Consider the following 14,164-nt stretch of genomic DNA (forward strand, 5'->3'; position numbering starts at 1 on the left):
GACCAGGGAGGACCGGCGGGATCCGCCCCGGCCGGGCTGCGCCGCCTCCGGCGTGCGTCAGCCGGCCCGCAGCGACATCGTCATGGCTTCCACGGCGAGCAGAGGCGCGACATTGCGGTCGAGGGCGCGCCGGCAGGCGATCACGGCCTCGATCCGGCGCAGGGTGCGCTCGGGGGTGGAGGACTCGGCGACCCGGTCCAGGGCGTCCCGAACATCGGTGTTGGCGAGGGCGATCCGGGAGCCCAGCTGCAGGGCCAGCACATCCCGGTAGAAACCGGTGAGCTCACTGAGCGCCAGGTCGAGGCTGTCGCGCTGTGTACGCGTCCGGCGGCGCTTCTGCCTGTCCTCCAGCTCCTTCATCGCACCGGCCGTACCGCGCGGCATCCGGCCCCCGGCCACGCCCCCGAGCGCCGCCTTCAGGTCCTCCGTCTCCTTGACGTCGACCTCCTCGGCGACCTGCTTGGCGTCGTCCGTGGCCGTGTCGATGAGCTCCTGTGCCGCCTTGAGGCAGCCACCGACGTCGTGGACACGCAACGGGAGCTTGAGCACGGCTGCACGGCGCGCCCGCGCCCGCTCGTCCGTGGCGAGACGGCGCGCACGCCCGATGTGGCCCTGGGTCGCACGGGCGGCGGAGGCGGCCCGCTCGGGGTCGATGCCGTCGCGTCTGACCAGCACGTCCGCCACGGCGTCCACCGGCGGTGTGCGCAGCGTGAGATGGCGGCAGCGGGAGCGGATCGTGGGCAGCACGTCCTCGAGGGAGGGAGCGCAGAGCAGCCACACCGTGCGGGGCGCGGGCTCCTCCACCGCCTTCAGAAGGACGTTGCCCGCGCCCTCCGTGAGGCGGTCGGCGTCCTCCATGACGATGACCTGCCAGCGGCCCACCGCCGGCGAGAGCTGAGCGCGGCGGACCAGCTCACGGGTCTCCTTCACGCCGATGGAGAGCAGATCCGTGCGGATCACCTCGACGTCGGCGTGCGTTCCGATCAACGCCGTGTGGCAGCCGTCGCAGAAACCGCAGCCGGGCGCGCCGCCCAAGGCCCGGTCCGGGCTGGTGCACTGGAGCGCGGCGGCGAAGGCACGAGCGGCGGTGGACCGGCCGGAGCCGGGCGGTCCCGTGAACAGCCAGGCGTGGGTCATCTTCGAGCCGGGGGGCATCGTCTCGCCCGCGGAGACGGCGGTGACCAGCGCATCGGCGTCCCGGGCGGCGGCACCGAGCTGCTCCTGCACCCGGTCCTGTCCGACCAGGTCGTCCCATACGGTCATGGTCACCGCCCTTCCGGAGGCGTCGTGCGGGAGAACCGGAATCCCGGCGCTTCCCTATTGTGCGGGAAGGGTCTGACAATCCCGGCGCTCCGGCCTCGCTCCCACCGTCCGCCCGTCCGCAGGGCGCCCGTCCGCCCGTCCGCAGGGCCAGCCGGCGCAGGTGGCCCGGCGCCGGGCGACCGTCACGTCACCCCCGCGCGCCCGTGAGCGGGCCCGCCCGCAAGCGGCCCGCCCAGGAGCGGCGCGGAACCGTCAGCGGCGCGGCCGGCGACCACCCCGGCCGGAGCCACCCTGGTCGTCGTCCTGACCGCCGAGCAGCTCGTCGGCCAGCGACGGCAGATCGTCGAGCGGCGTCTCCTCCGCCCAGTCGGAACGCTGCCGCTTCTGGCGTCCGGAACCGCCCTGGGGGTCCCGTCCGGCCCGCGGGTCGTCGCTGACCTGCGGCAGCTCGCGCGTGCGCTCGTTCTCGCCCTCGGAGCGGGAAGCGCCACGCTCGTCACGGAAGACGCCCGGCGGCACCCGGTCGGTCGGGCCCTCCCCCCGGACGGGCGGCAGCACGGCCGTCTCGTCCGCGTCGCGTACGGCCGGCATCACCGTCGTCTCTTCCGCGTCGTGCGCCGGCTGGTCCGGCCGGGCGATCGGGACCGGCTGGGTGATCTCGTTCGGATTCACGACAGGGGTCGGGACGGTGAGCTCGTTGTCCGGTACGGCCGACCCCGGTCGACCGGAGTACCCAGCCGGCCCGGACGGTCCCGACTCCGGGTGCCCGGTCTCGCGGGAACGCTTCGCCGCCTCGGCGGCCTCGGCCTCCTCCGCCCGGGCAGCGGCCTCGGCCTCGGCGCGGCGGCGAGCCTCCTCGGCCCGGACCAGCGCCTCCTCGGCCTTGCGCTGCTTCTCCAGGCGCAGCTCCTCCGCCTCCTTGCGCAGCCGTGCCTCTTCCTGGGCCTGAAGCCTCAGCCGCTCCTGCTCGGCCTCGCGCACACGCTCCTCGGCCTCGATGCGCGCCCGCTCCTCCTCGGCTCGGCGGCGCGCCTCCTCGGCTCGCCGACGGGCCTCCTCCGCCTGCCGCTCGGCCTCACGCCGGCGCGCTTCTTCCTCCTCGCGGCGCTTGCGCTCCTCCTCCTCGGCACGGAGCTTGGCGAGCTGAGCCTGCCGCTCACGCTCCAGCCGCTCCTCCTCGGCCTTGCGGGCGGCCTCTTCCTCGGCCTTGCGCCGGGCCTCCTCCTCCGCCGCCCTGCGCGCCTCCTCCTGGGCCCGGATCTCGGCCTCGGAGAGCGGCAGGAGCTGGTCGAGCCGGTGGCGTACGACCGTGGTGATCGCCTCGGGCTCCTGGGCGGCGTCCACGACCAGGTAACGCGCCGGGTCGGCCGCGGCCAGGGTCAGGAAGCCGGAGCGCACCCGGGTGTGGAATTCGGCCGGCTCGGACTCCAGCCGGTCGGGCGCCTCGGTGAAGCGTTCCCGGGCCGTCTCCGGGTCGACGTCCAGGAGGACCGTCAGGTGCGGTACGAGTCCGCTCGTCGCCCAGCGCGAGATCCTGGCGATCTCGGTCGGGGCGAGGTCGCGGCCCGCGCCCTGGTAGGCGACGGACGAGTCGATGTAGCGGTCCGAGATGACGATCGCGCCGCGCTCCAGCGCCGGACGGACGACCGAGTCGACGTGCTCGGCGCGGTCCGCGGCGTACAGCAGCGCCTCGGCGCGGTTGGACAGGCCTCCCGAGGACACGTCGAGCAGGATCGAGCGCAGCCGTTTGCCGACCGGGGTGGCGCCCGGTTCGCGGGTGACGACGACCTCGTGGCCCTTGGCCCGGATCCAGTCGGCGAGGGCTTCGACCTGGGTGGACTTGCCGGCACCGTCGCCGCCCTCGAGAACGAGGAAGAAGCCGTTCGCCGTGTGCGCCTCCGCGGAGTCACCGCCGCGCAGCGCCTCACGCAGGTCGCGACGGAGCGGCACACCGGCGCGGTCGTCGGTCTTGGCGAGGACGATCACCGCGACGGGCAGCAGCAGGGCGCCGACGAGCATCAGGGTGAAAGCGGCACCGCCGTGCGCGAAGACGAAGTCACCGGACCCCAGACGGTGCCGGCCGATGGCGGCCGCGACCAGCGGACCGCCCACCGCGCCGAGTGCGACCAGCACCCGGACGACGGCCTGGAGGTGCTCGGTGGCCCTGGCCTGCCGGGTCACCTCCGTCTCCTGGTCGATGACCGCGTGCCCGATGTGTGCGGCGACGCCCGCCGCGTAACCGGCGACCAGCGCGATCAGCAGGCCGGTGGCCGTGTCCGGCACCAGGCCGAGCGCGAGGAGCGCCACTCCCGTGACCGCGATGGCCAGAGCGAGCAGCCGCCGCCGTGACAGCGCGGGCAGCACGCCGCGCGCCGTACGGATACCGAGTGCGGTGCCCCCGGTCAGGACCAGGATCAGCAGGGCGAAGGTGGCGGGCCCGCCACCGAGGTCGGCGGCGTGCAGCACGGAGACACCGGCAGCGGCGGCCACGGCCCCGGCGACCATGGAGCAGGCGGCGACGACCAGCGGGAGGCTGCCGGTGCGCCCCCTGTCGGGCCCCGTACCGGTGGCCGGCCGGCGCAGCCCCTCCAGGGGCGAGCGCGGGCGGGGCGTCCGGGTGCCCGGCAGCTGGAGGAAGTACAGCGTCGAGATCGAGGCGGAGAAGAGCCCCGCCGCGACGTAGGAACCGAGGGCGGCCTGGTGGGCGGAGAACCAGTCGAAGCCCGTACCGAGCAGTTCACCGATCAGTGCGGCGACCACCAGTACGACCGCGGCGGCGGGCACAGCCAGGAAGTTCGTCCGCAGGGAGAGCCTGCGCAGGGCGTCGAGGTGGTCGGGCAGCGGGCGCACGGCAGCGCCCTCGGGGGGCGGTGCGGGCAGCAGGGCGGGGGCGGCACTCTCCTTGGCCACCGTCCACACCCGCTCGCCGGCTCCGGCCACGAAGACGGTGATCAGGATCATCATGAGTGCCTTGTCCGGCATCCAGTCGATCCACAGGGGCGCGACGACCAGCAGGGCGAGCCGCAGCCCGTCCGCTCCGATCATCAGCCAGCGCCGGTCCAGCGGACCGGCGGGCGCCGTGAGTGCCGTCAACGGCCCCAGGAGTACGGCTCCGAAGAGCACGGTGGAAAGAATCCGGGCACCGAACACGGCGGCGACGGCAAAGGCCGCCCCGCGGTATCCGGCGCCGAATGAGCCCTCGAGGACCGCCGCTTGCAGCGACAACAACACCAGCACGAGAAGGGCGAGTGAATCGCCGATACTCCCGACGAGCTGTGCGCTCCACAACCGCCGGAGCGGGGGAACACGCAACAGGGCTCGTACGGCGCGCTCGCGTGAGTCTGCGGCAAGTGTGTCGGAGGTGGGGCTCACGACCGGTGGCTGCTCGGCTCGCGTCATCCGCCCAGCCTATCGGGACCGGCGGGGTACCCGGGGGCCGCGTCCGAACAAGTGCCCGCAGGGACCCGGGTCACCCGTACGAGAACACCGGAGGAGCCGGGTCGTCCCAGCTCCTCCGGTGTTCCGGTGGACGGCGTACGAGTACGGCGCCTTCAGCGGTCAGCTCTCGTCGGCCGGAGCCGAAGCCGTCTTCGAGGTGGCCGCCTTCTTGGTGGTCGCCTTCTTCGCGGTGGCCGTCTTCTTGGCCGCCGTCTTGGTGGCGGTCGCCTTCTTGGCGGTCGTCGTCTTCTTCGCGGCGGTCGCCTTCTTGGCCGCGGTCTTCTTGGCCGGGGCCTTCTTCGCCGTCTTCTTCTTCGCCGGCCCCTTGGCCCGCTTCTCGGCGAGCAGCTCGTAGCCGCGCTCCGGCGTGATGTCCTCGACGCTGTCGTCGGTCCGCAGCGTCGCGTTCGTCTCGCCGTCCGTGACGTACGGGCCGAAGCGGCCGTCCTTCACGACCACCGGCGCACCGCTCACCGGGTCCGTGCCCAGTTCCTTCAGAGGCGGCTTGGCGGCGGCCCGGCCGCGCTGCTTCGGCTGCGCGTAGATCGCGAGGGCCTCTTCGAGGGTGATGTCGAAGAGCTGGTCCTCGGAGGTCAGCGAGCGGGAGTCGGTGCCCTTCTTCAGGTACGGGCCGTAGCGGCCGTTCTGCGCGGTGATCTCGACACCCTCGGCGTCCTCGCCGACCACGCGCGGCAGCGACATCAGCTTGAGCGCGTCGGCCAGCGTCACCGTGTCGAGCGACATCGTCTTGAAGAGCGAGGCGGTCCGCGGCTTCACGGCGTTCTTGCCGGTCTTCGGCGTGCCCTCGGGCAGCACCTCGGTGACGTACGGGCCGTAGCGCCCGTCCTTCGCGATGATCTGGTTCCCGCTGACCGGGTCGGCGCCGAGCTCGAAGTCGCCGCTCGGCTTGGCCAGCAGCTCCTCCGCGAGTTCCACGGACAGCTCGTCGGGCGCCAGGTCCTCCGGCACGTCGGCGCGCTGGTGGCCCTCGGAGTCCTTCTCGCCACGCTCGATGTACGGGCCGTAGCGGCCGACACGGAGCTTGATGCCGTTGCCGACGGGGAACGAGGAGATCTCGCGGGCGTCGATCGCGCCCAGGTCGGTCACGAGCTCCTTCAGGCCGCCGAGGTGGTCCCCGTCGCCGTTGCCCGCGTCGGATGCCGCACCGGCACCGGTCGTGTCGTCCCTCGCGCCGAAGTAGAAGCGGCGCAGCCACGGCACCGACTGGGCCTCGCCCCGGGCGATGCGGTCGAGGTCGTCCTCCATGCGCGCGGTGAAGTCGTAGTCGACCAGGCGGCCGAAGTGCTTCTCCAGCAGGTTGACCACGGCGAACGAGAGGAATGACGGCACCAGGGCCGTGCCCTTCTTGAACACGTAGCCGCGGTCCAGGATGGTCCCGATGATCGAGGCGTACGTCGACGGGCGGCCGATCTCGCGCTCTTCGAGCTCCTTGACCAGCGAGGCCTCGGTGTAACGGGCCGGCGGCTTGGTGGAGTGGCCGTCCGCGGTGATCTCCTCGGCGGAGAGCGCGTCACCCTCGGCGACCTGCGGCAGCCTGCGCTCACGGTCGTCCAGCTCGGCGTTCGGGTCGTCCGCGCCCTCGACGTACGCCTTCATGAAGCCGTGGAAGGTGATCGTCTTGCCGGACGCGGAGAACTCGGCGTCACGGCCGTCGCTCGCCCGGCCGCCGATCTTCACGGTCACGGAGTTACCCGTGGCGTCCTTCATCTGGGAGGCGACGGTCCGCTTCCAGATCAGCTCGTACAGCCGGAACTGGTCGCCGGTGAGTCCGGTCTCCGCCGGGGTGCGGAAGCGGTCGCCCGAGGGGCGGATCGCTTCGTGCGCCTCCTGCGCGTTCTTGACCTTGCCCGCATAGGTGCGGGGCTTCTCGGGCAGGTAGTTCGCCCCGTACAGCTGCGTGACCTGCGCCCGGGCCGCGGAGACCGCGGTGTCCGAGAGGGTCGTGGAGTCCGTACGCATGTAGGTGATGAAGCCGTTCTCGTACAGCTTCTGCGCCACCTGCATCGTGGCCTTGGCCCCGAAGCCCAGCTTGCGGCTCGCCTCCTGCTGGAGGGTCGTCGTGCGGAAGGGCGCGTACGGCGAGCGGCGGTACGGCTTCGACTCGACCGAGCGGACCGCGAACGCGGAGTCGGCGAGCGCGACGGCCAGTGCCCGGGCGTTCGTCTCGTCCAGGTGCAGCGTCTGGGCGGAACCGGCCTTGAGCTGTCCGTCAGGACCGAAGTCACGGCCCTGCGCGATACGGCGCCCGTCGACCGCGCTGAGGCGGGCGGTGAGCGTGGAGGGGTCGGAGGCGTCACCGGTGCGGCCGGTACCGAAGGTCCCGGTCAGGTCCCAGTACTCGGCGGAGCGGAAGGCGATGCGTTCGCGCTCCCGCTCGACGACGAGGCGGGTCGCGACGGACTGGACGCGGCCGGCGGACAGCCGCGGCATGACCTTCTTCCACAGGACCGGCGAGACCTCGTAGCCGTAGAGGCGGTCGAGGATACGGCGGGTCTCCTGGGCGTCGACCATGCGCTGGTTCAGCTCGCGCGGGTTGGCGACGGCGGCCCTGATCGCGTCCTTGGTGATCTCGTGGAAGACCATCCGGTGGACGGGGACCTTGGGCCTGAGAACTTCCTGCAGGTGCCACGCGATGGCTTCGCCCTCGCGGTCCTCATCGGTGGCGAGGAAGAGTTCGTCGGATTCGGCAAGGAGCTGCTTGAGCTTCCTGACCTGGGATTTCTTGTCAGCGTTGACGACGTAGATCGGCTGGAAGTCGTTCTCGACGTCCACGCCGAGGCGGCGTACCTCACCGGTGTACTCGTCCGGCACCTCGGCGGCGCCGTTCGGCAGGTCGCGGATGTGCCCGACGCTCGCCTCGACGACGTATCCGGGGCCGAGGTAGCCCTTGATCGTCTTCGCCTTGGCAGGCGACTCGACAATGACGAGTCGGCGGCCTGCGGTCTCGCTGGTCGGGGACAACTTCGCTCTTCTCTCCGGTCGGCACTCGTGGGCATCCGGGCAGCGGTGGACGCTGCTCGCGGTGCTGTCGCTGCGGAGTGTGACGGTACAACCCGCCCCCGTGTCAAACGGCAAAAGCCCGCAACGGCCACTCGAACGGTAACCCGACTTCCGCCATTCCTGCCGCCCGGACTGTCCGGTCCACTCCTCACGGGGCCGTCGCCTGCGGGTTCCGCGGTGCTGTCGGGGGACCCGGCGGCCGGGCGCCCGGCGGCCTTCCGGCCGCTCCGGAGAAGTGGATCAGATGCGGGTGAAGCACCACACGCCGAGGACGAGGAAGAGTACGCCGAAGAGCGTGGCGAGAGCGGTGGAAGCGACGGGGCTCACGCCGAGGGCGACCGGCGCACGCTGAATGGTGCGCGCCCCCGTCCAGACGAGGAGGGCGGCGCCGAACAGGCTGAATGCCGTACCGGCGAAGACCGCGGTGACGCTCTCCATGTCCGTACCCCTCGTGTTCTGGCCATCGGCTGCTGCCCGTGACGTGCGCGCCCCCGGGCGGCTGTCGCCGCTCGGACGCGCGAGGCGCCGGCCGCTCGGCACAGGGGAGGCTGCCACGCCGGGGCGTCCTCGACGCGAACCTCGGGTGAACAGCGCGCACCCGCTCCGGGAACGGCCCTGAGCGGAACCCGCGGGCCGTGCCGGAGCATGACCCGCACTGGGGTGAAGGTGCTGGTCACAAGGGGGTTGGGCCTCGCAACGCATGGCTCCGGTGCGCGGGAACGGAGCCCGGGGCGCGTTACGGGGCGCGGGTGACCCGCGTCACGGGACGCGGTCACCGGCCCTTGCGGAGCCCTCTTCGGCGGAACCGCTGTACCGAGGCCCGTGTGACGGGCTGGCACGTCGAAGCCCGGGTGCGAGAACCGGTGTACCGAGGCCCGTGTGCCGGGCCGGCACGTCGCAGCCCATGCACGGGAACCGGCGTACCGAGGGCCCACGTGCCGGGTCGGCACGCGGGAGTGCCGTGTCAGCGCGAGGGCCGCAGCACAGGAGGTCAGCGCGTGGGCCGCGGCACACGAAGTCGGAGCGTGGGCCGCCGCACAGAGGGGCGGCGCACCGGGTCAGCGCACGGGATCCAGGAAGCCCTCCTCCACCAGGAGCCGGATCGCCTGCGGGGTGCGATCGCGCAGCAGTACCGGATCCTCGGCCATCAACTGGGCGATGGCGTCCAGGATCCGGCCCGCGGGCAGTGAACCGTCGCACACGCCCGCGAATCCGGCGCCGACCGCGTCGACCTTCGTCGCCCGCCGCATCCCGCGGTGCTGACGCAGCACCACATGCTCGGGGTCCTCGGCGCCCGGCAGTCCGACCTGCTCCTGCACGACCTCTTCGGCGAGTGTGAAGTGCGCCGAGAGCAAGGCCGCGTCGTCGTGCTGCCGCAGGTAGTCCTGCCGCGCGAAGTGCGCCTCGACGGCGGGCCCGAGGGGTTGCTCCACCGCGTGCGGCCACTCCTCCACCACGACGGAGGCGTCCCCGGCGGCGGCTGCGGCGGACCTGCGGAGTGTGATCCAGCCGAAGCCGACCGCCTTCGTCCGGCGGGCCTCGAACTCGTCCAGCCAGGCCTCGTACCGCTCGGCGTACCGCTCGGGATCGGTGCGGTGGTCACCGCTGTCGCGCAGCCACAGCTCCGCGTACTGCGTGATGTCCTGCACCTCGCGCTGCACGATCCAGGCGTCGCAGCCCGCGGGGACCCAGGAGCGGACGCGGTCCTGCCACTCCTCGCCCTCGACGTGCTGCCAGTTGGCCAGAAACTGTGCGTATCCGCCCTGGTTGAGACGCTCCCCCGCCTGCTGCACGAGCGTCCGGCACAGGTCGTCGCCGCCCATACCGCCGTCGCGGTACGTCAGCCGCGCACCGGGTGAGATGACGAAGGGCGGGTTGGACACGATCAGGTCGTACGTCTCCGTGCTCACCGGCTCGAAGAGGGAGCCTTCGCGCAGGTCGGCCGGGGACGCGCCGGACAGGGCGAGCGTGAGACGGGTGAATTCCAGCGCTCGTGGGTTGACGTCCGTGGCCACGACCCGGGTGGCGTGCTGGGCGGCGTGCAACGCCTGGATGCCGGACCCCGTACCGAGATCGAGGGCGGAGGTGACGGGCTCGCGCACCGTGATCCCGGCGAGCGTGGTGGACGCCCCGCCGACTCCCAGGACGACCCCTTCCTCGTGCGAGCCGATGCCACCGGCCCCGCCGACCGCGCACCCCAGGTCGGAGACGATGAACCAGTCCTGGCCCTCCGGCCCGCCGTAGGGCCGCACGTCGACGGTGGCACGGACCAGGCCGCCTTCGGAAGTCACCCAGCCGTCCTCGACACACTCCTCCAGCGGGATCGCGGCGGCAGCCGCCTCCGCCGGCAAGGGGCGCTGCAGGAGGAACAGCCGCACCAGCGTGTCGAGTGGCGTGTCCCCTCGGGTGGCGCGGAGCGCGGGGACGGTCTCGCTGCGGGCGAGCGCGGCGTACGCGGGCGCACCGAGCCGTTCGAGGAGGCCGTCGGCGGTGAAGGCCGCGGCGATCAGGGCTTCGCGGAGCCGGAGGGCGTGATCGGATGCGGGGAGGCTGGTCGTACTCACCCGACCATTGTGGCCGCTCCCACCGACAACGGCAGCGGCCCGGCCCCCACACGGGGTGACCGGGCTGCCCCGAGCGGGCTTCGCCGCCGCTGCCGGCCGGAGCCGGAGCCGTGGGCGGACCCGCCGTTACGCCTTCGCGGTCGCCGAAGGCGAAGCGGTCTTCGCGGCCGAACCGGACGGCGCGGGGGCGGGCGACGCAGAGGCGGTGGGCTTCTGGCAGCCCTTCTGCTTGGCCATCGCGGAACCGACCTCGCCGGACTGGAGCTTCTTCAGCGCCTGGTCACCGTTGGTGCTGATCTTGTTCAGCTCGTCGGCGATCCCCTTGAGGCCGTCGGCGAATTTCGCCTGGTCCTCCGTGTCGAGCGCGTCGACCTTCGTCTTCAGCTCCGCGTAGGCGGCGGAGGAGGCGTTCAGCTCCTTCACCGCCTCCTTCTGCGTGGTCTCACCGCCGTCCACGGGCGGCGCGCCGGCCGAATTCACGGCCGTGCCCAGCGCCTTGTAAGCCTGGGAGATCTGCTGGAAGGCAGCCGAGTCGGTCGCCTGGACGTCGGCAGGCTTGCTGTTGTCGGCCGTCTGCTGCTGGATCGAGGCATTGGCGTTCGCGATCTTCTGCAGCTGCGGCTGAACCTGGTCGCAGACCTTCTTCGCCCAGTCGTTCACCTTGTTGTCGCTGTCGTCGCTGCAGCCCGACAGCGTCAGTACGAGTACCGCACCGCCGGACAGTGCGGCTGCAAGCTTCTTGTTCACCGGATGGGGTCCCTTCCAAGGCTCTCGGCCCCGGAACTTACACGCCAAGTGGGCGACATTCAGGCGACCAGCATCCGATTTGTAATCTTTTGAAGCCATTCGCACCAAGGGAAATGAGGGAGATACAACTCACCTACGCGCTCGGACGCCCCTGCGAGCGCCGCCCGGCCCGCATGCAGGACGTTTGGCACACAGGTGGCGGGCGGCACGTCAGGTCGTGCCGCCCGCCGCCTCGCTGAGCAGGTGTTACGTGTGCGACCGCCGAAGGCGGGGCGCACCTCTCACGAAACGGCCGCAGGATCAGTGGACTTGGCCGGTCCTCCTCCGCCGCCCTCGTCGCCCGGACCGTCGTCGTCCCCCACAGCGATTCCCCGCCGCTTGGACACATGGACAGCACCGATGACGACGACGACGGCGATGACAGCCACCACCGCGCGTACGGGCGCGCTCGCGTCGTCGCCGTAGCTGAACTGCACGACCGCGGGGGCGATGAGGAGCGCCACGAGGTTCATCACCTTGAGGAGCGGGTTGATCGCGGGACCCGCCGTGTCCTTGAACGGGTCGCCCACCGTGTCTCCGATCACCGTCGCCTCATGGGCCTCACTGCCCTTGCCACCGTGGTGTCCGTCCTCGACGAGCTTCTTGGCGTTGTCCCACGCCCCGCCCGAGTTGGCGAGGAAGACGGCCATCAGTGTGCCGGTGGCGATCGCCCCCGCGAGGTAGGAACCCAGCGCCCCGACCCCCAGGGAGAACCCGACGGCGATCGGCGCCAGAACCGCGAGCAGACCGGGTGTGGCCAGTTCACGCAGCGCGTCCTTGGTGCAGATGTCGACGACACGGCCGTACTCCGGCTTCTCCGTGCCTCCCATGATCCCTGGGTGCTCCCGGAACTGCCGTCGCACCTCGTAGACCACGGATCCCGCCGAACGGGAGACCGCGTTGATGGCCAGACCGGAGAAGAGGAAGACGACCGCCGCTCCGAGGATCAGGCCGACCAGATTGTTCGGCTGCGAGATGTCCAGGCTCAGCCCGAGCTCCCCCGCCCGGGCTCCGACGTCGTCGACCGCGGTGGCGATCGCGTCCCGGTAGGAGCCGAAGAGCGCGGCCGCCGCCAGGACCGCCGTGGCGATCGCGATGCCCTTGGTGATGGCCTTGGTGGTGTTGCCGACGGCGTCCAGATCAGTGAGGACCTGAGCGCCCGCGCCCGTCACGTCTCCGGACATCTCGGCGATGCCCTGGGCGTTGTCGGAGACCGGGCCGAATGTGTCCATGGCGACGATGACACCCACCGTGGTGAGCAGGCCCGTCCCGGCCAGGGCCACCGCGAAGAGCGCGAGCATGATCGACGTACCACCGAGCAGGAAGGCACCGTAGACGCCCAGACCGATCAGGAGCGCGGTGTAGACGGCCGATTCGAGGCCGATGGAGATGCCGGCGAGGATGACGGTCGCCGGACCGGTCAGGGATGACTTCCCGATGTCCCGGACGGGACGTCGGCCGGTCTCGGTGAAGTAGCCGGTGAGCTGCTGGATGAGAGCGGCGAGCACGATCCCGATGGCGACGGCGACCAGGGCGAAGACGCGTGGGTCGCCGCCGTGCGAGGTGATGGCACCGTCGGTGACCCCGTCCAGGGCGGCGTACGAGGACGGCAGGTAGGCGAACACGGCCACGGCAACCAGCACGAGCGAGATCACGGCGGACACGAAGAAGCCGCGGTTGATGGCGCTCATCCCGCTGCGGTCGGCCCGCCTGGGGGCGACCGCGAAGATCCCGATCATCGCGGTGACGACGCCGATCGCCGGCACCATCAGCGGAAAGGCGAGCCCCGCGTCCCCGAAGGCGACCTTGCCCAGGATCAGCGCGGCCACGAGCGTCACGGCGTACGACTCGAAGAGGTCGGCCGCCATCCCGGCGCAGTCACCGACGTTGTCGCCCACGTTGTCGGCGATGGTGGCCGCGTTGCGCGGGTCGTCCTCGGGGATGCCCTGCTCCACCTTGCCCACGAGGTCGGCACCCACGTCGGCCGCCTTGGTGAAGATGCCGCCTCCGACCCTCATGAACATGGCGATCAGGGCGGCGCCGAGGCCGAATCCCTCGAGCACCTTGGGCGCGTCGGCGGCGTAGACGAGCACCACACAGGAGGCGCCGAGCAGACCGAGGCCCACCGTGATCATTCCGACCACGCCCCCGGTGCGAAATGCGATCTTCATCGCTTTGTGTGAAACGGTGGTGAGATCCTTTTCCGGTTCCCCCTCCGCCGGAGTCGCCTCGCGCGCGGCAGCGGCTACACGCACATTGCTGCGGACGGCGAGTCGCATACCGATGTATCCGGTGGCTGCCGAGAAAAGCGCACCCACCAGGAAGAAGAGCGAGCGCCCGATGCGCTGCGACCAGTTGTCGGCCGGAAGCAGCAGAAGCAGGAAGAACACGACGACGGCGAAGATGCCGACGGTGCGCAGCTGCCGCGCCAGATAGGCATTCGCACCTTCCTGGACGGCCGCCGCGATCTCTTTCATGCGTTCGGTGCCTTCGCCGGCCGCCAGCACCTGGCGTACCAGCAGGCGGGCGACGACCAGCGCGGCAAGGGCGACAACCGCGACGACCACGACGATCAGCCGGTTGCCGTCGGTGAGTACCGCGGCCGCGAGTGCGGCTGACGGGTCTGAAGGGACGGATACGTGCGCCAGTTCTGCCAGTGGGGTGTTGGCCAGTGGGGTATTGAGGAACTCCGCCATACGTCCTCCTTGACGCTGAGCGCTCAAGACGTGGACGGATTGTAGGGAGCGGAGCCTGATCAAAACAGTGGGTGGCCAATGAAATCGTCTTTCGTCCACCCAATGGCAAACGATCCCGCCTCCGTTGGACCCGAATGCAGTAATGGGGCAGACACGTGGCACGTACGGGATTTCCGGAGATCATTGATCAGACGCAAAGAAAAGGCCCTGCTCAGCTGGGCCCGAAATCGCGATCACATCCCGCCCGGTGGCGCGCCGGAGTACGGCGGCGGGCGCGCCGGCCGTCGTCGTTGGTGGCGCGGGTGGCGCGGGTGGCGCGGGTGGCGCGGGTGGCGCGGGTGGCGCGGGTGGCGCGGGTGGCGCGGGTGGCGCGGGTGGCGCGGGTGGCGCGGGTGG

At 71.4% G+C, this 14,164-nt stretch carries 8 protein-coding genes; all 8 read right to left on the reverse strand.

Annotated features, from left to right (window positions below):
* Positions 1–57: 57 nt before the first annotated feature.
* Positions 58–1,263: a DNA polymerase III subunit delta' gene (locus ACFYQ6_RS31020; RefSeq protein ID WP_388766122.1), complete on the reverse strand. Its 1,206-nt coding sequence runs from the start codon at positions 1,261–1,263 to the stop codon at positions 58–60.
* Between the two features lie 252 nt (positions 1,264–1,515).
* Positions 1,516–4,662, reverse strand: a complete 3,147-nt coding sequence (gene tmk / locus ACFYQ6_RS31025) for a dTMP kinase (RefSeq protein ID WP_388766124.1) — start codon at positions 4,660–4,662, stop codon at positions 1,516–1,518.
* 159 nt (positions 4,663–4,821) lie between these two features.
* Positions 4,822–7,683, reverse strand: coding sequence for a type I DNA topoisomerase (gene topA / locus ACFYQ6_RS31030; protein WP_361579628.1), 2,862 nt, complete (start codon positions 7,681–7,683; stop codon positions 4,822–4,824).
* Between the two features lie 279 nt (positions 7,684–7,962).
* Positions 7,963–8,160 (reverse strand): hypothetical protein, encoded by a 198-nt coding sequence (locus ACFYQ6_RS31035; RefSeq protein ID WP_356744382.1) that lies wholly within the window; start codon positions 8,158–8,160, stop codon positions 7,963–7,965.
* Between the two features lie 620 nt (positions 8,161–8,780).
* A complete protein-coding gene (locus tag ACFYQ6_RS31040; RefSeq protein ID WP_388766127.1) occupies positions 8,781–10,286 on the reverse strand; it encodes a methyltransferase in 1,506 nt (501 codons plus the stop codon).
* 126 nt (positions 10,287–10,412) lie between these two features.
* Positions 10,413–11,033 carry a small secreted protein gene (locus tag ACFYQ6_RS31045; RefSeq protein WP_361579632.1) on the reverse strand — a complete coding sequence of 207 codons (621 nt, stop codon included), beginning with the start codon at positions 11,031–11,033 and terminating at the stop codon, positions 10,413–10,415.
* Positions 11,034–11,314: 281 nt separating this feature from the next.
* Positions 11,315–13,768 (reverse strand): sodium-translocating pyrophosphatase, encoded by a 2,454-nt coding sequence (locus ACFYQ6_RS31050; RefSeq protein WP_388766129.1) that lies wholly within the window; start codon positions 13,766–13,768, stop codon positions 11,315–11,317.
* A gap of 211 nt (positions 13,769–13,979) precedes the next feature.
* On the reverse strand, positions 13,980–14,164 hold a 185-nt coding region (locus tag ACFYQ6_RS31055), incomplete at its 5' end, for a hypothetical protein (protein ID WP_388766131.1).

Source organism: Streptomyces sp. NPDC005494 (genome assembly GCF_042872025.1).
In the GTDB taxonomy this organism is placed as follows: Bacteria; Actinomycetota; Actinomycetes; order Streptomycetales; family Streptomycetaceae; genus Streptomyces.